Annotated in this window: 16 protein-coding genes; all 16 read right to left on the bottom strand. The window is 66.8% G+C overall.

Annotated elements, in window-relative coordinates; translation table 11 throughout:
* Positions 1-22: 22 nt before the first annotated feature.
* Positions 23-892, bottom strand: a complete 870-nt coding sequence (locus ABH900_RS09100; RefSeq protein ID WP_429622573.1) for a hypothetical protein — start codon at positions 890-892, stop codon at positions 23-25.
* Positions 893-959: 67 nt separating this feature from the next.
* Positions 960-4,550, bottom strand: coding sequence for a DNA polymerase III subunit alpha (dnaE, locus tag ABH900_RS09105; protein ID WP_429622574.1), 3,591 nt, complete (start codon positions 4,548-4,550; stop codon positions 960-962).
* A gap of 169 nt (positions 4,551-4,719) precedes the next feature.
* Positions 4,720-5,388, bottom strand: coding sequence for a ribonuclease HII (locus tag ABH900_RS09110; protein WP_429622575.1), 669 nt, complete (start codon positions 5,386-5,388; stop codon positions 4,720-4,722).
* On the bottom strand, positions 5,385-6,587 hold the full coding sequence (lpxB, locus tag ABH900_RS09115; RefSeq protein WP_429622661.1) for a lipid-A-disaccharide synthase: 1,203 nt from the start codon (positions 6,585-6,587) through the stop codon (positions 5,385-5,387). The genes ABH900_RS09110 and lpxB overlap by 4 nt, the downstream gene beginning before the upstream one ends.
* 53 nt (positions 6,588-6,640) lie before the next feature.
* Positions 6,641-7,432 (bottom strand): acyl-ACP--UDP-N-acetylglucosamine O-acyltransferase, encoded by a 792-nt coding sequence (gene lpxA / locus ABH900_RS09120; protein ID WP_429622576.1) that lies wholly within the window; start codon positions 7,430-7,432, stop codon positions 6,641-6,643.
* A 16-nt stretch (positions 7,433-7,448) separates the two neighbouring features.
* Positions 7,449-7,907, bottom strand: coding sequence for a 3-hydroxyacyl-ACP dehydratase FabZ (gene fabZ / locus ABH900_RS09125; RefSeq protein WP_005415845.1), 459 nt, complete (start codon positions 7,905-7,907; stop codon positions 7,449-7,451).
* Entirely contained in the window at positions 7,904-8,926 is a 1,023-nt protein-coding gene (gene lpxD, locus ABH900_RS09130) for a UDP-3-O-(3-hydroxymyristoyl)glucosamine N-acyltransferase (RefSeq protein ID WP_429622577.1), read from the bottom strand. The genes fabZ and lpxD overlap by 4 nt, the downstream gene beginning before the upstream one ends.
* A gap of 422 nt (positions 8,927-9,348) precedes the next feature.
* On the bottom strand, positions 9,349-11,712 hold the full coding sequence (gene bamA, locus ABH900_RS09135; protein WP_429622578.1) for an outer membrane protein assembly factor BamA: 2,364 nt from the start codon (positions 11,710-11,712) through the stop codon (positions 9,349-9,351).
* A 74-nt stretch (positions 11,713-11,786) separates the two neighbouring features.
* On the bottom strand, positions 11,787-13,145 hold the full coding sequence (rseP, locus tag ABH900_RS09140) for an RIP metalloprotease RseP (RefSeq protein ID WP_429622579.1): 1,359 nt from the start codon (positions 13,143-13,145) through the stop codon (positions 11,787-11,789).
* Positions 13,146-13,200: 55 nt separating this feature from the next.
* Positions 13,201-14,391 (bottom strand): 1-deoxy-D-xylulose-5-phosphate reductoisomerase, encoded by a 1,191-nt coding sequence (locus tag ABH900_RS09145; protein WP_429622580.1) that lies wholly within the window; start codon positions 14,389-14,391, stop codon positions 13,201-13,203.
* A 2-nt stretch (positions 14,392-14,393) separates the two neighbouring features.
* Complete coding sequence (locus ABH900_RS09150) at positions 14,394-15,230, bottom strand: phosphatidate cytidylyltransferase (RefSeq protein ID WP_429622581.1); 837 nt, start codon at positions 15,228-15,230, stop codon at positions 14,394-14,396.
* The gene (uppS, locus tag ABH900_RS09155) at positions 15,227-15,994 is read right to left on the bottom strand and encodes a polyprenyl diphosphate synthase (protein WP_429622582.1); all 768 of its coding nucleotides are present in this window, start codon (positions 15,992-15,994) and stop codon (positions 15,227-15,229) included. Before uppS ends, ABH900_RS09150 begins: the two co-directional genes overlap by 4 nt.
* Positions 15,995-15,999: 5 nt before the next feature.
* Positions 16,000-16,554, bottom strand: coding sequence for a ribosome recycling factor (gene frr / locus ABH900_RS09160; protein WP_429622583.1), 555 nt, complete (start codon positions 16,552-16,554; stop codon positions 16,000-16,002).
* 96 nt (positions 16,555-16,650) lie between these two features.
* The gene (gene pyrH / locus ABH900_RS09165) at positions 16,651-17,379 is read right to left on the bottom strand and encodes a UMP kinase (protein WP_005415854.1); all 729 of its coding nucleotides are present in this window, start codon (positions 17,377-17,379) and stop codon (positions 16,651-16,653) included.
* A 121-nt stretch (positions 17,380-17,500) separates the two neighbouring features.
* On the bottom strand, positions 17,501-19,039 hold the full coding sequence (locus ABH900_RS09170; protein WP_429622584.1) for an HDOD domain-containing protein: 1,539 nt from the start codon (positions 19,037-19,039) through the stop codon (positions 17,501-17,503).
* 263 nt (positions 19,040-19,302) lie between these two features.
* Positions 19,303-20,178 (bottom strand): translation elongation factor Ts, encoded by an 876-nt coding sequence (gene tsf, locus ABH900_RS09175; protein ID WP_429622585.1) that lies wholly within the window; start codon positions 20,176-20,178, stop codon positions 19,303-19,305.
* Positions 20,179-20,235: the final 57 nt, after the last annotated feature.

The following is a 20,235-nucleotide window of genomic DNA, read 5'->3' on the forward strand; positions in this document are numbered from 1 at the left end:
CGGGAAGGGCGCGCCAGTCAGCTCAGGGCACCACCAGCGCGCTGCGGCCCATCAGCTGGCCACGCTGGGAGACGAAGTCGTTGTAGGCCTCGTTGGCTTCCCGGCCCAGCGTGCTGCCCAGGGTGGCGGTGGCCGAGGTGAAGGCCATCTGCGCGGCGAAGTCCTGCTTGCGCAGGGCCTTCTGTTCATCGGCGCTGGTGGCTTTCAGCCACTGCGCGTAGACCTCCCGCAGCGGCGCGGCATGCGCCTCGAAGGCCGGTACCAGCGCCGGCAGGCTGGCCGGGGCCCGTTCCAGGCTGAACGCCGGGGTCACGTAGCCGGCCGGCTGTTCGCGCCTGAACGCGCCGGGCTCACCCATGCTTTCTTCCACGTAGCTGATGAAGTCCGGCGCGGTGAACACCTTGGCCACGATCTGGCCGCCGCTGGAATCGACATGGGCCACCACCTTTTCCTTCGGGAACGGCTCGCGCACACCGTAGGTCCAGGTCTTGTCGATGAACAGTTCGTGGTGCTTCTCGAACGGGCCTTCGAAGTCCACCCCGCCCAGCTCGATGCCGGTGTTGCCAACGCCGAAGTTCTTCAGCTTGCTCTCGTCGGTGACATAGATCTCACGGGCGATCACATACTCGCTCAGGGTGGGGTTGATCAGGCCGCCTCGGCCGTCGACGTAGACGATGAAACGCACCTCACCGAGCGCATCGGTGTGCAGGCGATGCTCGCCCACGGCCAGCGAGATCGGGCGCGAACCCTGTGCGGCCACCGGCAGCTCCTTGCCATCGATGCTCAACGCCAGCGGCGTGTCGGTCGGGTTGTCGATCTGGAAGTCGATCTTCGACGGAGCGCAGGCCGCCAGGGCCAGCGCGGCAGCGAACGGGAACAGCAGGGTCTTCATCGGCAATCGTCCTTGATACATGGAACGGGAAAACAGGGGGGGCGTACAGGGTAAAACCAAGCCAGCGTCAGCTGGCCCATGGCGGGCTGTAGCGCACCTTCAGTGTGCGCACGGCCGGGTCGGCGCGCAGCGCCTCCATCAGTTTGGAATCGATGCGCACCGCGCTCTGCCCGGAGACATCGAGCATGCCGGCGATGCCGCCCTGCGGCCCCTTCAGCAGCAGGTCCAGGCGCAGCGGCGTGCGGCCCGGGCGATGGCGGTCAAGCAGGGCATCGATGCGCTCCCAGACCGGGCGTTGCTGGCGCAGGTCCAGGCGCAATGACAGGCGCGTGGCGTAGTTGGCGCAGACCTCATCGAAATCCCAGCACTGGCGGATGCGCAGCGCAAAGCCGCCATTGAACTCGTCCTCGCGCAGGCCACCCTTGACTACCAGGATGCGGTCCTTGGTCATCAGGTGGCCGAACTCGGCCATCGCGTCGGAGAACGCGCTGCACTCGACGCGGCCGCGGCCATCCTCCAGCTGGATGAAGATCTGGTTCTCGCCCTTGCGGCGCACGCCGACCACCTGGCCGGCCAGCACGGTCTGCACTTCCGGACGCCAGCGCTTTTCGCCGCCACCGCCGCCACCGCTGTTGGCGCTCCAGATCTTCTCGACCGCGCCCAGGTCGTTGCCGACCAGGTCGCGCACGTCGTCACGCCAGGGATCGAACGGGTGGCCGCTGAGGTAGAAGCCCAGCGTGTCGCGCTCGCCGTTCAGGCGCTGCAGCAGCGGCCATTCCTCGGCTTCGGGCAGGTCCAGCTGGATCGAGACGGTGCTCGGGTCGGGGCCGCCGAACAGCGAGTTCTGCCCGGAGGCGCGCTCGCGCGCCATCTGGTCGGTGGCCTTGACCACTTCCGGCAACTGCAGCATCAGCGAGGCGCGGTTGTGGCCGAGCTCGTCCAGCGCCCCGCAGTTGATCATCGCTTCCAGCGTGCGCCGGTTGAGCTTGGCCGAGCCGACGCGGGTGCAGAAGTCGAGCAGGTCCTTGAACTCGCCGCCCCTCAGGCGCTCATCCACCACCGCTTCGCACGCGCCCTGGCCAACGCCCTTGATCGCGCCCAGGCCGTACTGGATGGTGTCCGGCGTGGCCGCTTCGAACATGAAGGCCGACTGGTTCACCTTCGGCGGCAGCACCGTGAGGCCGAGGTTGCGCACCTCGTCGAGGAAGCCGACCACCTTGTCGGTGTTGTCCATGTCCGAGGACAGCGTGGCCGCCATGAACTCGGCCGGGTAGTGGCGCTTCAGCCATGCGGTCTGGTAGCTGACCAGCGCGTACGCGGCCGCGTGCGACTTGTTGAATCCGTAGCCGGCGAACTTCTCCATCAGGTCGAAGATCGCATCGGCCTTGGCTTCGTTCACGCCATCCTTGGCCGCACCTTCGCGGAAGATCTCGCGATGCTTGGCCATTTCGGCCGGCACCTTCTTGCCCATCGCGCGGCGCAGCAGGTCGGCGCCGCCCAGCGAGTAGCCGCCGACGATCTGCGCCATCTGCATCACCTGCTCCTGGTACACCATGATGCCGTAGGTGTCCTTCAGGATGGCTTCGGTGCGCGGATCGGGATAGATGATTTCTTCCTGGCCGTGCTTACGCGCGTTGAACGAGGGAATCAGGTCCATCGGGCCGGGGCGGTACAGCGACACCAGCGCGATCAGGTCTTCGAAACGGTCGGGGCGCGCGTCCTTCAGCAGGCGGCGCATGCCCGAGGATTCGAACTGGAACACCGCGCCGGTATTGCCGTTGGCGAAGATGTCCTTGTAGGTGGGTGTGTCGTCGAGCGGAATCGCAGCGATGTCCACCGGCGGAATGCCGGCGCGCGCGTGGCGCTGGTTGATCGCCTTCACCGCCCAGTCGATGATGGTCAGCGTGCGCAGGCCGAGGAAGTCGAACTTCACCAGGCCCACTTCTTCCACGTCGTTCTTGTCGAACTGGGTTACCGGATTCTTGCCGAGGCCGTTCTCGTCGTGTTCGGCGTACAGCGGGCAGAACTCGCTCAGCGGCTCGGGGCCGATCACCACGCCACCGGCATGCTTGCCGGCGTTGCGGGTGAGGTCTTCCAGCTGCAGCGCCAGGTCGATCAGGTCGCGGACATCGTCCTCGCTCTCGTAGCGCTGGATCAGCTCCGGCGAGGCCATCTCCGAGCTGGGGCCTTCCTTGCCCTTGCCCAGCGCATCCTTCAGGTGGATGCCGAGGATGTTCGGGATCAGCTTGGAAACGCCATCGACCAGCCCGTACGGGAAGCCGAGCACGCGCCCGGAGTCGCGCACCACCGCCTTGGCGGCCATGGTGCCGTAGGTGATGATCTGGCTGACGCGTTCACGCCCGTACTTGCGCGCGACGTAGTCGATCACTTCATCGCGGCGGTCCATGCAGAAGTCGATGTCGAAGTCGGGCATCGACACGCGTTCCGGGTTCAGGAAGCGCTCGAACAGCAGGTTGTACGGCAGCGGGTCCAGATCGGTGATCTTCAGCGCCCACGCCACCAGCGAACCGGCACCCGAACCACGGCCCGGGCCGATCGGGATGCCCTGGTTCTTGCCCCACTGGATGAAGTCGGCCACGATCAGGAAGTAGCCGGGGAAACCCATCTTGATGATGGTGTTGAGCTCGAATTCCAGGCGCTCGAAGTACTCCTCGCGGGTCTTGCCCGGCGCCAGCGGATTCTTCTGCAGGCGCTCTTCCAGGCCGTCGCGCGAGAGCTTCTGGATCCAGGTGTCCAGGGTCTCGTCGTCGGGCACCGGGTAGTTGGGCAGGAAGTAGGTGCCCAACCGCATCTCGATGTTGCAGCGTTCGGCCAGTGCCAGCGTGTTGTCGATGGCATCGGGGATGTCGGCGAACAGCGCGCACATCTCTTCGGGCGACTTCAGGTACTGCTGGTCGCTGTATTCGCGCGGGCGCTTGGGATCGTCCAGCACCCGTCCGGTGGAGATGCACACGCGCGCTTCGTGCGCGCTGAAGTCCGACGGCGCCAGGAAGCGCACATCGTTGCTGGCCACCACCGGCAGGCCACGCTGGCCGGCGGCCATCAGCGCGAACTGGTTGAAGGCTTCCTCGCCATCGCGGCCGGTGCGGGTCAGTTCCAGGTGCAGGCCATCGCCGAACACGCGCTGCCAGTCGGCCAGCTGCTGCTCGGCCAGCTCATGCTTGCCGTCCAATGCCAGGCGCCCGGCCAGGCTCTGCCGCCCGGCCAGCGCGAACAGGTTGGCATTGCCGGCCTTGAGCCAGTCCGGGTGCACGGCCACGCCGCCTTCCGGGCGATGGCCTTCCATCCAGGCACGGGTCAGCAGCCGCGACAGGCTCAGGTAGCCCTCGCGGTCCCGGCACAGCAGGGTCATCCGCCAGGGGTCCTGGCCCTCCTCGGCGATCAGCACGTCGGCGCCGGCGATCGGTTTGATGCCCACGCCTTCGGCGGCCTTGTAGAACTTGACCAGGGCGAACAGGTTGTTGAGGTCGGTCACCGCCAGCGCAGGCAGGCCGAGCTCCACCGAACGTGACAGCAGGTTGGCCTGCTTGGCCTTCTTCGGGTCGGCCTGGTCCGGCTTGGCCGGCACACGGATGGTCGAGTCCGCCAGCGAGAACTCGGTGTGGACGTGGAGATGTACGAAGCGGGAGTTGGACATGCCGGACCAGGTTGGAGCGCGCGGGCCCCGGGTGCCGACGGGGAGATCGTCGCCGGGGTCGTAATGCGCTGGAGTGCCCGGTCAGGGTAGCGAGGGCAGGGGGAAGCGACAAGGACTTGACGGTACGCCGATTGCGCGAATGCCGCCGGGCATGGCCCGGCGCCGTTGTTCACGCGATGGCTGTGATCGCGGGGGCTGGCGCTGCTTCCAGGCATTCGCGCACCGGGGCGAAGCTGCGCCGATGCTCCGGGCAGGGCCCGTGCTCGCGCAGGGCGGCCAGGTGCGCCGGGGTGCCATAGCCCTTGTGCTGGTCGAAACCGTACTGCGGGTGGCGGGCATGCACGTCCTGCATGTAGCGGTCGCGCGAGACCTTGGCCAGGATCGAGGCGGCCATGATCGCGCGGTCGATGCCATCGCCACCGACCAGCGCCTGCGCCGGCAGCACCAGGCCCTTGGGCACCACGTTGCCGTCGATGCGGGCGAAGCCGGCCACGTGGGCAACCGCCGCGACCGCATCGCGCATGCCCTGCAGGGTGGCCTGGTAGATGTTCAGGCGGTCGACGCTGTCCACGTCCACCAGCACCACATGCCAGGCCAGCGCCCGCTCGATGATGCGGTCATGCAGCTGTTCGCGGCGTGCGGCGGTCAGCTGCTTGGAATCATCCAGGCCGTTGATACGCGGCCGGGACGGGTCGAACACCACCGCGGCGACCGCCACCGGGCCTGCCAGCGGACCGCGCCCGGCCTCATCGACGCCGGCGACCAGCCGCTCCGGTTCCACCACCGGCGTTCCATCGAACAGGGCCAGGCTGGCCGCCGCGGCGTGACGGCGGCTCATGCCTGGGCCGCGTCGCGCATCAGCAGCTCGCCGACGGCGTCGGCGGCGCGGGCCGAGGCATTGCGGCGCAGTCGCTCATGCAGGCGGACGTAGGTGTCCTGCAGGTCGGTCACCCGTTGCGGGTGGTCGAACCATTGCTGGATGGCCGCAGCCAGCTTCTCCGGCGTGCAGTCGTGCTGCATCAGTTCTGGAGCCAGGTCCTGGCCGGCCAGGATGTTGGGCAACGCGAAGCGGTCGACCTTGATCAGACCGAGTGCCTTGACCAGGCGGTAGGTCAGCTCGTTGACGCGGTAGCCGACCACCATCGGTCGCTTCACCAGCATCGCTTCCAGGGTTGCGGTGCCCGACGCCAGCACCACCACGTCGGCCGCGATCATCGCGTTGCGGGCCTGTCCATCGAGTACGTGCGAATAGGCGACCGGCAACGCCGAACGCGAAAGCTGTTCCTCGATCAGCCGCTTGCAGGCGGCGTTGGCCGCCGGCACCACCACGTGCAGGCCCGGAATACGTTCGGAGACCTGCCAGGCGGCTTCGAAGAAGGGTTCACCCAGGCGCGAGATCTCGCCCAGGCGGCTGCCCGGCAGGACGGCCAGCACCTTGGCCGAGGTTGGCAGGCCGAGCGCTGCACGCGCCTGTTCACGGTCGCCCTGCAGCGGAATGTCATCGGCCATCGGATGGCCTACGAAACGTGCGTCGATGCCATGCCTGGCATAGATCGGTGGTTCCATCGGGAACAGGCACAGCACCAGGTCGGCGCTGCTGCCGATCTTCTCGGCGCGTTTCTCGCGCCAGGCCCAGACCGAGGGGCTGACGTAATGCACGGTGGGCACGCCACGCTGCTTCAGCCAGCGCTCGATGCCGAGGTTGAAGTCGGGTGCGTCGATGCCGATGAACACGTCCGGCTGCCATTCCAGCGCACGCTGGCGGAACGCCGAGCGCAGCTTGAGCAGCCGGGGCAGATGACGCAGCACTTCGGTCAGGCCCATCACCGCCAGCTCGCTGGCATCGTGCCAGGTCTGGCAGCCGGCGCTTCGCATGGCATCGCCGCCGATGCCGGCGAATTCGGCACTGGGGAACCGCGCCTTCAACTCGCGCACCAGGCCCGCGCCGAGCAGGTCGCCGGAGGCTTCACCGGCGACCAGCGCGATCCGCAACGGGCGCTCGCTGAGCACCCGCTGCGCGGGAACGCTGCCGGCCATCGAGGCCAGCGGGATCACCGCGGCGCCGGCCGGCGCCTGGCCGGTCGTACTGCTCATCGCAGCAGGGGCCTCTCGGCATGCTCGATGAAGTCCAGCATGGCCTTCACGTCGTCGCTGTCGCGTGCCTGTTCGGTCAGCTGCAGCTTGGCCTCGGCCAACGGAAGGCCCGCCACGTACAGGGTGCGATAGGCACGCTTGATGGCCGAGATGCGGTCGGCATCGAAGCCGCGGCGCTTCAGGCCCTCACTGTTGATGCCGCGCGGGCGACCGAGCGAGTCGGTGCCGACCATGGTGAACGGCGGAACGTCGCCATTGGTCAGTGCCCCCATGCCGAGGAAGGCATGCGCGCCGATTCGGCAGAACTGGTGGGCACCGGCAAAGCCGCTGATGATCACGTGGTCACCCACGGTGACATGGCCGGCCAGGGTTGTGTTGTTGGAGAACACGCAGAAATTGCCGACATGGCAGTCGTGCGCCACGTGCGTGTAGGCCAGCATCCAGTTGTCGTTGCCGATGGTGGTGATGCCGCCGCCGCCGCCGGTGCCGCGGTTGAGGGTGACGAACTCGCGGAACACGTTGCGGTCGCCGATCACCAGTTCGGTGCGCTCGCCGGCGAACTTCTTGTCCTGCGGCTCGCCGCCGATCGCGGCGTGGCCGACGAAACGGTTGTCGCGGCCGATCCGGGTCGGGCCATGGATGCTGCAATGGGGGCCGACCACCGTGCCGGCGCCGATCTCAACGTCGGGGCCGATCAGGGTGAAGGCACCCACCTGGACGTCGTCGGCCAGGCGCGCGGCCGGATCGATGACGGCGGTGGGGTGGATCCGTGGTGCGTTGTCAGTCATTGCTGCCTCCAGTGGATCAGCCCTTGGCGCCGGCGCACATGACCTCGGCCGAGGCAACGACTTCACCGTTGACCTTGGCCTCGCCGTAGTACCAGCCCATGTTGCGGATCAGGCGCTTCATCTGCACGTCCAGCATCAGCACGTCGCCGGGGACGACCTGCTTGTTGAAGCGGGCGTTTTCCACCTTGACCATGTAGAACAGCTTGGACTGCGCATCGCGGCCCAGCGTGAGCTGGGTCATCACGCCACCGGCCTGGGCCAGCGCTTCGATGATCAGCACGCCGGGCATGATCGGGCGGCCCGGGAAGTGGCCCTGGAAGAAGGGCTCGTTGATACTGACGTTCTTCTGCGCCAGGATGCGCTTGGCCTCGACATCGAGTTCAAGCACCCGGTCGACCAGCAGGAACGGGTAACGGTGCGGAAGCAGTTCCTGGATCTGGCAGACATCGATCGGAAGCTGCAGCGAGTCGTTCATTCTTTCTCCTTGCCAGCAGCCAGGACGCGGCGAGCCAATGCGTCCAGCTGCTTGAAGCGCGCGGCGTTCTTGCGCCACGTGCGGTTGTCGGTCAATGGGGTGCCGGACGAGTACTCGCCCGGCTCGGTGATGGAGTTGCGAACCACCGACTTGCCGGTGATCACGACCTTGTCGCAGATTTCAAGGTGGCCCACGACGCCGACGGCGCCACCGAGCAGGCAGTAACGGCCGATCTTGGCGCTGCCGGCGATGCCGGTGCAGCCGGCGATGGCCGAGTGGGCGCCGATCTGCACGTTGTGCGCGATCTGTACCAGATTGTCCAGGCGCACATCCTCGGCGAGGGTCGTGTCTTCCAGGGCACCACGATCGACGCAGGTGTTGGCGCCGATCTCGCAATCGTCGCCGATCCGCACGCCACCCAGCTGCGGCACCTTGATCCACTTGCCGGCATCCATCGCCAGGCCGAAGCCATCGGCGCCGAGCACGGCACCGGGGTGGATGCGCACGCGCTTGCCGAGCTTGACCCGGGTGACCAGGGTGACCCGGGCAATCAGTTCACAGCCGGTATCCAGGCTGCAGTCCTCGCCGATCACGCTGCCGGGACCGACGATGCAGTTCTCGCCCACGACGCTGCGCGCACCGATGGTGACGAACGGACCAATGTGGGCGCTGGCGGCCACCTGGGCATCGGGATCGATGACGGCGCTGGGGTGGATGCCGGGCGGTCGGGTCGGTGCGATGTCGAACAGCGCGGCGATCTTGGCGAAGACCGTGTACGGATCCTTGGCGACGAGCGCGGCGCCGGGGGCGGCCTCGACGTCGTCGGCACGCAGTACCACCAGCGCGGCCTGGCTGTCGGTCAGCTGCGCGCGATAGCGCGGGTTGGCAAGGAAGGTCAGCTGGCCAGGACCGGCGTGGGCGAGGGTGGCCACGCCATGGATGGCGGTCGCCGGGTCGCCATGGACCTGCAGGCCGAACTGCTCGGCGAGTTGCTGGGCGGTGTAGGTGGGAGTATTCACGGCGGGAGTTTAACGTGTGACGCCATTGCGGTCATGCGGGGGCGGTTGTACAGCCAACGGCGGAGCCCCTTGCGGCCGGCAGAGCCAGTTTCATGGGCTGGGTCGGTCGGGTCGGGGCCGCGGGGGACGGCGCAAGTACGTCCATGTAGCCTTGGTCGCCGCATCCATGCGGCTCACCCCCCCGCAGCCCCGACCCGCCCGACCTTCGACGCTCTGGCGCGAGTGCCAGCCACGGAAAAACAGGAAAGATCAGAAGCGGAGCGTGCGCTTCGGCCATCCGGGTTAAACGGAAACGCCGGGCAACGCCCGGCGATTCGAGACCCGTCTGGTGGAGAGCCCCCCTTCTGTTAAGGGGGGCGCGCCAGCGGTGCGGGGGATAGGAGGAATGCGCGTGCAGTTCTGATGAGCCGCAGGGCGGTTCGTCAGAACTGCCCGCCGAAGGTGAACTGCAGACGCTCGATCTTGTCATCGTCTTCCTTCTTCAGCGGGAAGGCGTAGCTGATCGAGATCGGGCCGACCGGGGCGCGCCACAGCAGGGCGACACCGGTGGAGACGCGCAGTTCGTTGGCCTTGAAGTTCTTGGTGCCGTTGTAGACGTTGCCGAAGTCGACGAAGGCCGACACGCGCGCCGACGGGCTGTCGAACAGGCGCGGGAAGTAGGCTTCGACCGAACCGACGGTCTTCAGCGAACCACCCAGCGGCTGGCCTTCCGGATAACCGGTGGTGACCTCACGCGGGCCCAGGGTGTTGTCTTCGAAGCCACGCACCGAGTTGGTACCGCCGGCGTAGAAGTTCTCGAAGAACGGCAGGCCGGTTGCGGTGACCGTGCGGGTGGTGCCGTCGCCGTTGTCGATGACGCGGGTGTAATCCTTTCCGTAGGCATCGCCGTAGCCGATTTCCGCGCGGGTGTTGATCACCAGCGACGGCATGATCGGCCAGTACTTGCTGATCTGGTAGTTCAGCTTGTAGTACTCGATGGTCGAACCCGGCAGCGTGGTTTCCAGGCCGATGCGCTGGTAGGTACCGCGGGTCGGCATGAAGTAATCGTTGCGCGAGTCGCGTGCCCAGCCCAGCTCGGTGCGCCAGGCATGGAAGGTGCGCTTACCGACCGCATTGATGTAGTCGATGATCGACTGCGGGGTCGAGCCCTGATAGGTGGTGATCTGGTTGCTGTCGATGCCGAACATCAGCGAGACGGTATCGGTCTCGGTCAGCGGCACGCCGAACACCACCTGCGCCGAACCGTTGGTGCTGTTGTACTGCGCGGTGTTGAAGTCGGAGTAGTCCAGTTCGCGCCAGGACAGGTTGTAGCCCAGCGACACGCCGTCATCGGTGAAGTACGGGTTGGTGTAGCTGAAGCCGTAGCGCTGCAGGTAGCTGCTGCGCGAGGCTTCGACCGACACGCGGTTGCCGCCGCCGAGGAAGTTGTTCTGTGACAGCTGCACCGAGGTGGTCATGCCGTAGGACTGCGAATAGCCCAGGCCGAACACGAAGCTGCCGGAGGTGGTTTCCTTGACGTTGTAGACGACGTCGACCTGGTCGTTGCTGCCGCTGACGGCCGGGGTCTCCACTTCCACCGACTCGAAGTAGCCCAGGCGCTGCAGGCGGATCTTGGAACGGTCGATCGCGGCCTGCGAGTACCAGCTGTTCTCGAACTGGCGCATTTCGCGACGCATCACTTCGTCGGAGGTACGGGTGTTGCCGCGGAACAGGATGCGGCGCACCGACACACGCGGGCCGGGAACGACCTGCATGTTGATGGCCACGGTCTGCTCGGCGCGGTTGGTGGTCGGGATCGGGTTCACCTTGGCGAACGCGTAGCCGATGTTGGACAGCGAATTGGTGATGTTGTCCGAGCTGAACTCCAGCAGCGCACGCGAGAACGTGTCGCCGGACTTCTGGATCACCATGCGCTCGACGTCCTCCTGCGGGAGGATGGTATCGCCGCTGACCTTCATCTCGGAGATCTTGTACTGCGCACCCTCGGTCACGCCGGCGGTCAGGAACATGTCGCGCTTGTCGGGGCTGATCGACACCTGGGTCGAATCGATGCTGAAGTCGACATAGCCGCGGTCCAGGTACCAGGAGTTGAGCTTTTCCAGGTCGCCGGACAGCTTTTCCTTGGAGTACTGGTCGTCACGGCGGTACCACGACGCCCAGTTGTGCTCCTTGGACTCCCAGGTCTCCAGGATGTCCTTGCTGTCGTACTTCTCGGTGCCGACCAGGTTGACGTGGCGGATCTTGGCCGCCTTGCCTTCCTTGATGGCGATCGCGATGTCCACGCGGTTGCGGTCCAGCGGGCTCACCGTCGGGGTGATATCGACGTTGTACTTGCCACGGTCGTTGTACTGGCGGCGCAGTTCCTGGGTCACGCGGTCCAGGCTCAGGCGATCGAAGGTGCCGCCTTCGGTCAGGCCGATGTCGGACAGGCCCTTGAGCAGCTGGTCGGACTTGATGTCCTTGTTGCCGGTCACGGTCAGCTTGTTGATCGCCGGGCGTTCCTTGACGGTCACTACCAGGATGCTGCCCTGGCGGTCCAGCTGGACGTCCTCGAAGAAGCCGGTCTTGTACAGGGCGCGGATGGTCTCGCCAACCTTGTTGTCGGTGACCGTCTCGCCACGTTCCACCGGCAGGTAGGTGAACACCGTGCCCGAGCTGATGCGCTGCAGCCCATCCACGCGGATGTCGCTGACAGTGAAGGGCTCGGCTGCCTGGGCCAGGGCGGGAGCGCCGGTGACGGCGGCGAGGGCGAGGGCCAGCAGGCGGCGATTGGGGAGTCGCGTCATGTCACGTCCGGTAGGAAGGTCGATTTCATTGGTGCGGGATGCCGACGCTGTAGACGGCAACAACGTGGAAAAGTTCATCGCGGGACCAGGCCGAGGATGTCGTTGTAGAACGCCAACCCCATCAGCCCGGCCAGCAACGCCAGGCCGATGTATTGGCCGGCGGCGATGGCACGCTCGCTCAGCGGGCTGCCCTTGACCAACTCAATAAGGTAATACAGCAAGTGGCCGCCGTCCAAGATCGGGATCGGCAGCAGGTTGATGATGCACAGGCTGAGGGACAGCAGGGCAAGGAACTGCAGGAACCAGTCGAGCCCGCGCTTGGCCGACACATTGGCCACGCGGGCGATGGTCACCGGCCCGGAAACGTTCTGCAGCGAGGCCTTGCCGGTCACGATCCGGCCCATCATGCCCAGCGAATCGGCCGCCAGACGGCCGGTCTCGCGTACCGCCACGGTCACTGCATCCAGCGGGCCGTAGCGCAGCAGGGTGTCGTAGGCAGGGCTGTAGGTGGTCGGGAAACCGACGCCGATCTGCCAGACCGGGTTGCCCTTGCCGTCCTTGCCCTGGCGCGGGGTGACTTCCAGCGCCAGCCGCTCACCGCCGCGCAGGACCTCGATCATGCCCGGTCCGCCGGCGCGGCCCAGGGCCTGGATCTCGCCGATCACCTGGTCGACGCTGTCGATGCGCTGGCCATCGATGGCCACGATCAGGTCGCCCGGTTGCAGCTGCCCGGCCACCACCGAATCGGCGGTCAGCGAATCGACCAGGGCCGGCTGCAGCCATGACTGCCAGTACAGGCCAGCCAGGATCGGCACCCGCCGTTCATCGAAACCGGCCGGCAGCTGCGACAACGGCAGGGTGCGCACGTGCACCTGGTCGGCCCGGTCCAGTACTTCCAGTGAGACGTCCCGGCGGTCCATCGCGGCTGCGGTCAGGGCCATGCTGGCATCGCCCAGAGTGACCACGTGGCGATCGTCCACCCGCAGCACGCGATCACCACTGGCCAGGCCGGCGCTGGCGGCAATGCCGCTGACCCGGCCGATGGTGGGCGAGTAATCCTGCTTGCCGATCACGAACATCGCCCACAGCAGCAGGATGCACAGCAGCAGGTTGGCGATCGGGCCGGCGGCAACGATGGCGATGCGTTGCCAGACGCTCTTGTGATTGAAGGCCTGGCCGCGTTCCTGCGGGTGGACCTCAACCTCGCGTTCGTCGAGGAACTTCACATAGCCACCCAACGGAATGGCGGCGATGGCGAACTCGGTGCCGTGCTTGTCGCGGCGCGACCACAGTGGGCGGCCGAATCCGACCGAGAAGCGCAGGATCTTGACCCCGCAGAGGCGCCCGACCCAGTAATGCCCGAATTCGTGGAAAGTGACCAGCAGCCCGAGGCTGACAATCATCCACCAGACCGATCCGATGAAGTCAGTCATGCAGGCTCACATTGGCGGGCAGGGGCGTCGTCGTCATGCAGGGCGAGGCGGTCGTTCAGGCGGCGTCGATGGCGTTCAGGGTGAGCTGGCGTGCCCGCTGGTCGGCGGACAAGAGGATCTCCAGTGTATCGGCTGCTTGCGTCGGCAGTGTTGAAAGAGCGTTAGCAACCAGGTCCGGGATCGACAGGAAACCGATCCGGCCCTGAAGAAACGCTGAAACCGCCTCTTCGTTGGCGGCGTTCAGCACCGCGGGTGCGGTGCCACCGGCCTGCATGGCCTGCCAGGCCAGGGCCAGGCAGGGGAAGGCCTCGGTGTCCGGGGCTTCGAAATCCAGCCGACCCTGGGCCAACAGATCCAGCCCCGCCACACCCGATTCGATGCGCTGCGGCCAGCCCAGGCCCACGGCCAGGGTGGTGCGCATGTCCGGCAGGCCCATCTGTGCCAGGGTCGAGCCGTCAACAAACTCGACCAGCGAATGGACCAGACTCTGCGGGTGGACCAGCACCTCGATGCGCTCGCCCGGCACGCCGAACAGGTGGTGGGCCTCGATCACTTCAAGGCCCTTGTTCATCAACGTTGCCGAATCAACCGAGATTTTCGGTCCCATCGACCACTTCGGGTGGGCCACGGCCTGCGCCGGGGTGACCTGGGCCAGTTCGGCGCGGCTGCGGCCACGGAACGGGCCTCCGGAGGCGGTGAGCAGGATCCTGCGCACGCCGGCCCCGGCGACGCTGGCGTCGCGCGAGCGCAGGCACTGGAAGATCGCGCTGTGCTCGCTGTCGATCGGGATGATCTCGGCGCCTGCACGCTCGGCGGTGCGGGTGAGCAGTTCGCCGGCCAGCACCAGCGATTCCTTGTTGGCCAGCAGGATGCGCTTGCCGGCCGCGGCGGCGGCCAGGGTCGAGGACAGCCCGGCGGCGCCGACGATGGCGGCGACCACGGTGTCGCAGGCATCGCTGGCGGCCAGCTGGTCCAGTGCGGCATGGCCGGCATGGGCCTCGGTGGCCAGGCCGGCTTCGCGCAGGCCATCGCGCAGCTCGGTAAACAGTGATTCGTCGGCGATCACCGCGTGTGCTGGCCGGTGCTGCCGGCACAGTGCCAGCAACGCCTGCACCTGGCGACCGGCGGCCAGCACGGTGGCCTGGTAACGCTGCGGATGGCGGGCGATCACGTCCAGGGTGGAGGCACCGATCGAGCCGGTGGCGCCGAGCACAGCGACCCGGCGCAGGTCTGCGACAGCATTCATGGTCAGAACCCGAAGATTTCCTTGCCCAGCGCGAAGACCGGCACGGCGGCGAGCATGCCGTCGACGCGGTCGAGCACGCCGCCATGGCCCGGGATCAGGTGCCCCGAGTCCTTGGCGCCGGCGTGGCGCTTGATCAGGCTCTCAAACAGGTCACCCAGCACCGAGGCAAACACGGCCACCACCGAGGTGATCAGCAGTCCCGGCAGCTGCGCGGTGTCGATCCCGGCCAGGCAGCCCAGGCCGACGGCCACGGCGACGCCGGCCAGCAGGCCACCGAACAGGCCTTCCCAGGTCTTGTTCGGGCTGATCCTGGGGGCCAGCTTGTGCTTCCCGAACCGGCGGCCGGCGAAATAGGCACCGGAGTCGGCGGCCCAGACCAGCGCCAGCGCAGCCAGCAGCCACAGGTGGCCCTGCTTGCCCGGCGGATCGCCGCCGGCATGGATCAATACCAGCGCGGCCCAGGCCGGGACGATGGCCAGGGTGCCGGCCAGCATCTTCACGATCCGCGACGGGGCGGTCGGCTGCGCGCCGAAGGTGAAGAAGCGCAGCCAGACCAGCGCGGCCAGCCACCAGGCGACGCCGGCCAATGTGGTGATCTGGAACAGCACCAGCGTGCTGCCATCGGCCCAGACCAGCAGGACCATCAGCAGCAGGTTCAGCACCAGCAGCACGGTGCGTGCCAGGGTGTCTTCGATACCGGCCAGCTTCAACCACTCCCACAGGCCGATCAGCAGCACGGCGGCAGCGGCGGCGGCCAGCCATTGGGTCGGCAGCAGCAGGATCGCGGCAATGGCGACCGGCGCCATGATCAGCGCGGCGAGGACTCGGGTCTTGGTCATGGGCTGGAAGTCTCGGTGGCCAGTGCGGCGATCTGGGCGCTGGTCAGGCCGAAGCGACGCTCGCGGCTGCCGTAGGCGTCCAGCGCCTGCTGCAGCTGATCGGCATCGAAGTCCGGCCACAGGGCCTCGGTGAACCACAGCTCGGTGTACGCCAGCTGCCACAGCAGGAAGTTGCTGATGCGGGTATCGCCACCGGTCCGGATGAACAGGTCCGGCGGCGGCAGGTCGGCCAGGGCGACCTGACTGCCCAGCAGCGATTCGTCGATCTGTTCGGGCAGCAGGCGACCGGCCGCCACTTCGACGGCCAGCGCGCGTGCGGCGCGCGCGATGTCCTGTCGGCCGCCGTAGCTGGCGGCGATCGACAGGGTCAAGGTGGTGTTGTCGGCGGTGCGCTGCTCGGCCAGCTGCATGCGGCTGACCAGTCCGGCACCGAAGCGCTCGCGTTCGCCGATGAAGCGCACACGCACGCCGCGCCGATGCAGCTCGTCCACTTCACGGTCGAGCGCGCCGAGGAACAGCTTCATCAGCGCATCGACTTCTTCCTGCGGCCGGCCCCAGTTTTCACTGGAGAAGGCAAACAGGGTCAGCGCCGGAATGCCCAGTTCAAGGCAGCGTTCGATGGTGCGGTTGACCGCGCGCGCGCCGGCCCGGTGGCCGATCACGCGCGGACGACGGCGCTGCTGCGCCCAACGCCCGTTGCCATCCATGATGATGGCAATGTGGCGGGGCAGTGCGGCCGGCAACGGAGGCGGGACTGAAGGCATCGACTTCAGACCGACAGGAGTTCTTTTTCCTTGTCGGCAACGACCTTGTCGACGTCCTTGATGTTGGCGTCGGTCAGCTTCTGGATGTCGTCTTCGCCGCGCTTCTTCTCGTCTTCGCTGATCGCCTTGTCCTTGACCAGCTTGGCGACTTCCTTGTTCGCGTCCTGACGGATGTTGCGGATCGCGATCTTGGCGCCTTCACCTTCCTTCTGCACCTGCTTGGCCAGCTCCTTGCGGCGCTCTTCGGTCGGCGGCGGCATGTTGATGCGGATGGCGGTGCCCAGGGTGTTCGGGGTGAACTCGGCGTTGTAGAGACCCTTTTCGATCTCCTTGATCATGCTCTTGTCGAACGGGGTGACCAGCAGCGAGTGCGCATCGGCGTTGGAGACCGAGGCAACCTGGTTCAGCGGGGTGCTGGCGTTGCCGTAGGCATTGACCATCACGCGGTCCAGCAGGGCCGGCGTGGCACGCCCGGTCCGGATGGAGGTGAGGGTGTGCTTCAGAGCGTCGATGCTCTTGGCCATGCGCGTCTGCGCGTTGTTTTTGATGTCGTTGAGCATCGCCCGGTCCTGGATGTATCTGGAATCGGGCGATTATAGGCGAATACGGGACGCTGCCGGGCCTGAATCGGCCCGGTCGTCGCCCAGCGCTCAGGCTCAGGCCGGGTCGCGGCCCTGGACCAGGGTGCCGATGTTCGCGCCGTTGAGGATCTTCAGCAGCTCGCCCGGCTGACCCATGTCGAACACGCGCATCGGCAGGTCGCTGTCGCGGGCCAGCGCGAACGCGGCGGTGTCCATCACTTCCAGCCCGCGGCGGATCACTTCGTCGTAGCTCAGGCTGTCGAAGCGGACTGCGTCGCTGTGCTTGTTCGGGTCCTTGTCGTACACGCCATCGACCTTGGTCGCCTTCAGCAGCAGGTCGGCGCCGATCTCGATCGCACGCAGGGCAGCGCCGGAATCGGTGGTGAAGAACGGACTGCCGACGCCAGCGGCAAAGATCACCAGGCGGCCCTTTTCCAGGTGGCGGATGGCACGACGGCGGATGTAGTCCTCGCACACGTCGTTGATCTTGATCGCGCTCATCACGCGGGCCTTGGCGCCCAGCTTCTCGAGGGCGTCCTGCATGGCCAGGGCGTTGATGACAGTGGCCAGCATGCCCATCTGGTCACCCGTGACCCGGTCCATGCCACCAGCGGCCAGGCCGGCACCGCGGAAGATGTTGCCGCCGCCGATCACCAGCGCGACTTCGGCACCGGCCTGCTGGGCTTCGATGACCTCACGGGCCAGGCGGTTGATGATCTTCGGGTCGATGCCGTAGTCCTCATCTCCCATCAGCGCCTCCCCGGAAAGTTTCAGAAGGATGCGGCGATAGGCGAGCTTGGACATAGGGACCTCGGGTGCGTGGAAATCGCGGGGGATTCTACGCGCATGCGGCGTCGGGCCAAAGTGTTTTGTGCACTGCGGCGCAAAATCCAGCCATTCGCCCCGGTCATGCGGGGCCTTCCGTTCAGCCCAGCTCGGCGCCGGCGGTCGCCGACAGCTCGTCGTGGCCGAGGGCCCCCGGCGAGCGGGCGATCACCCGGTTGCGACCGAGGTTCTTGGACCGGTACAGCACGTCGTCGGCTGCGCGAAGCAGGTCCTGCACGTCGGCGAAGCGTTCATAACCGCCCTGGGTGGCCACGCCGGCGGAGAAGGTGACGAACAGCGGGCCACCTTCCAGCTCGGCCATCGGGGTGGCGACGATGCTGGCCAGCACCCGGCGGATCACGTCCAGAGCCACCGTTTCGCTGGTGTTGGGCAGCAACGCGACGAATTCCTCGCCGCCGAAGCGGGCCACGGTATCGCTGTTGCGCAGCTGGCCCTGCAGCTTGCCGGCGAAAGCGCGCAGGACCTCGTCGCCGGTCAGGTGGCCGTGGGCGTCGTTGATCTTCTTGAAGTCGTCCAGGTCGATGAAGGCTACCGACAGCGGCCAGCCCTGGCGGCTGGCGCGCAGGAATTCCTGCTCCAGCACGGCTTCCAGCTGGCGGCGGTTGAGTACGCCGGTCAGTGCGTCGCGGTGGGCCTGGTCGGCCAGGCGCTTGGCCCGGGCCTCGAATTCGTCGGCGCGGCGGCGCGCCTGGTCGGCATCCTGCAGTTCGCGCAGGTTGCGCAGGGTGGCCAACTCCTGGGCGTGATCGATCAGCTCGCGTACCCGCGACGGCGAGTTCAGGCCGGCATCGAAGAGGCTGGCGATGTCCGGCAGGGCCTCGCTGATACGGGTGAGCACCTGGTCGAAGCGCGCGCTGTCCAGTTCCAGGCGGTCGTGGACCTGCTGCAGGGCGCGCTCGCGCGCCGTGTCGGCGTCGCTGTCCAGCCAGATGTCGGCCACGGCGCCGGACAGCTGCACGCAGGCCTGGAACGGCGATTCGGCCGCGTCCTCGTCCTCGCTGTGGCTGATGCTCTCCACCAGGTAGCGCGGCAGGCCCCACTGTTCGGCCACCCAGGCGCCGACGTCAGCGTGGCTGCAACCCAGTTCGTCGCGCTCGCGTGCGACCAGGTCGATGTTGTCGTGCGCTTCGCGCAGCAGCGGCAGGTAGCGCTCCGATTCGGCCTGGGCCAGGCACAGCACGCCCAGATCCTGCAGCAGGCCGGCCAGCATCAGTTCCTCCAGCCGGCGCAGGCCGCGGGCCTGGCCGAGCTGGCTGGCAGCCAGTGCGCTGAGGATGCTGCGCTTCCAGGCGCGCTGGCGCAGATCATGGTCAGCGCCGGTACCGCCGGTCAGGCCCTGGGTGACAGTAAAGCCGAGGGCGAGGCTGATCGTGGCGTTCAGGCCGAGCATGGTCAGCGCCTGACCGAGATTCTCGATCCGGCGGCGGCTGGCGTACAGCGGCGAATTGGCGATGCGCAGCATGCGAGCGCTCAACGCCATGTCGATGGCGATGATGTCGGCGGCGGTGGCGATGTCCGCTTCCGGGTCCTGGGCCAGTTCGATGATGCGCAGGGCAATACCGGGTGGCGAGGGCAGGTTGCGGCAGAGCGCCAGGGCAGCTGTCAGCTCGGGAGGCATGTCGGATCGTTCAATTCCATTAGGACAAGAATACCTAGGAATGCATCACAGTCCGTGCTTTTCGTTCCTGCTAAGTGACTGCGGATTCCCTGCGCCGAGTATCGGCTTGATTCGCGCACAACGCAAAGACCTCTGGTGCCGGGGTACGCACCCACGGTGCGTACCCACGGATAGGGTGCGCACCCACGGGCGCAGCAGGCACAAAAAAAGAGCCGCGGTTTCCCGCGGCTCCTTCTGGTCGCTTCACAGCCGGAAGGCTGGAATCAGACCTGCATCGCCTTGGCAACTTCGGCGGCGTAGTCTTCCACCACCTTCTCGATGCCTTCGCCGACGACCAGCAGCTGGAAGCCTGCCACATCGGCGCCAGCGGCCTTGACCACCTGTTCCACGGTGGTGTCGCCCAGCACATAGGTCTGGCCGTACAGGGTCACGTCGCTGACGATCTTGTTGATCTTGCCGCTGATGATCTTTTCCAGGATGTCGGCCGGCTTGGACTTGTCCTTTTCGGACATCTTGGCCAGTTCGATTTCCTTTTCCTTCTCGACGAAGTCGGCCGGGACGTCGGCAGCCTTGTTGTGCGGCGGCTTCAGCGCGGCCACGTGCATGGCCAGGCCGCGGGCCAGTTCGGCGTCGCCGCCGACCAGGTCGACCAGCACGCCAACCTTGCCGTTGGTGTGGACGTAGGCGCCGACGGTGTTGTTGCCTTCAACCTTCACCAGGCGACGGATCTGGATGTTCTCACCCAGGGTCTGCACGGCGGTGGCGCGGGCTTCTTCAACGGTGCGGCCATCGGCCAGCTTGGCAGCCTTCACGGCTTCGATGTCGGTCGCGCCCGTTGCCAGGGCGGCAGCGGCGACGGCGTTGACGAAGGACTTGAAGTTGTCATCGTTGGCGACGAAGTCGGTTTCCGAGTTGACTTCGACCAGCACGGCCTTGCCGCCGTCCTGGGCCAGGCCCAGACGGCCTTCGGCGGCCACGCGGTCAGCCTTCTTGTCGGCCTTGGCAGCGCCGGACTTGCGCATGGCTTCTGCAGCGGCGTTGATGTCGCCGTTGGCTTCGGTGAGAGCCTTCTTGCATTCCATCATGCCGGCGCCGGTGCGCTCGCGCAGTTCCTTGACCAGGGAAGCAGTGATTTCCACGGGATTACCTCACGAAAGAAAGGGGTAGGGCCGGCATGGTGGCCGGCCCGTGTGACA

The organism is Stenotrophomonas sp. AN71 (assembly GCF_050435725.1).
GTDB lineage: Bacteria > Pseudomonadota > Gammaproteobacteria > Xanthomonadales > Xanthomonadaceae > Stenotrophomonas.

Excerpts from the sequence above, each read along its gene's own strand:
- ABH900_RS09100 (WP_429622573.1), bottom strand. The coding sequence starts at position 892 with ATGAAGACCCTGCTGTTCCCGTTCGCTGCCGCGCTGGCCCTGGCGGCC.
- dnaE (WP_429622574.1), bottom strand. The coding sequence starts at position 4,550 with ATGTCCAACTCCCGCTTCGTACATCTCCACGTCCACACCGAGTTCTCG.
- ABH900_RS09110 (WP_429622575.1), bottom strand. The coding sequence starts at position 5,388 with ATGAGCCGCCGTCACGCCGCGGCGGCCAGCCTGGCCCTGTTCGATGGA.
- lpxB (WP_429622661.1), bottom strand. The coding sequence starts at position 6,587 with ATGGCCGGCAGCGTTCCCGCGCAGCGGGTGCTCAGCGAGCGCCCGTTG.
- lpxA (WP_429622576.1), bottom strand. The coding sequence starts at position 7,432 with ATGACTGACAACGCACCACGGATCCACCCCACCGCCGTCATCGATCCG.
- fabZ (WP_005415845.1), bottom strand. The coding sequence starts at position 7,907 with ATGAACGACTCGCTGCAGCTTCCGATCGATGTCTGCCAGATCCAGGAA.
- bamA (WP_429622578.1), bottom strand. The coding sequence starts at position 11,712 with ATGACGCGACTCCCCAATCGCCGCCTGCTGGCCCTCGCCCTCGCCGCC.
- rseP (WP_429622579.1), bottom strand. The coding sequence starts at position 13,145 with ATGACTGACTTCATCGGATCGGTCTGGTGGATGATTGTCAGCCTCGGG.
- ABH900_RS09145 (WP_429622580.1), bottom strand. The coding sequence starts at position 14,391 with ATGAATGCTGTCGCAGACCTGCGCCGGGTCGCTGTGCTCGGCGCCACC.
- ABH900_RS09150 (WP_429622581.1), bottom strand. The coding sequence starts at position 15,230 with ATGACCAAGACCCGAGTCCTCGCCGCGCTGATCATGGCGCCGGTCGCC.
- uppS (WP_429622582.1), bottom strand. The coding sequence starts at position 15,994 with ATGCCTTCAGTCCCGCCTCCGTTGCCGGCCGCACTGCCCCGCCACATT.
- frr (WP_429622583.1), bottom strand. The coding sequence starts at position 16,554 with ATGCTCAACGACATCAAAAACAACGCGCAGACGCGCATGGCCAAGAGC.
- pyrH (WP_005415854.1), bottom strand. The coding sequence starts at position 17,379 with ATGTCCAAGCTCGCCTATCGCCGCATCCTTCTGAAACTTTCCGGGGAG.
- ABH900_RS09170 (WP_429622584.1), bottom strand. The coding sequence starts at position 19,039 with ATGCCTCCCGAGCTGACAGCTGCCCTGGCGCTCTGCCGCAACCTGCCC.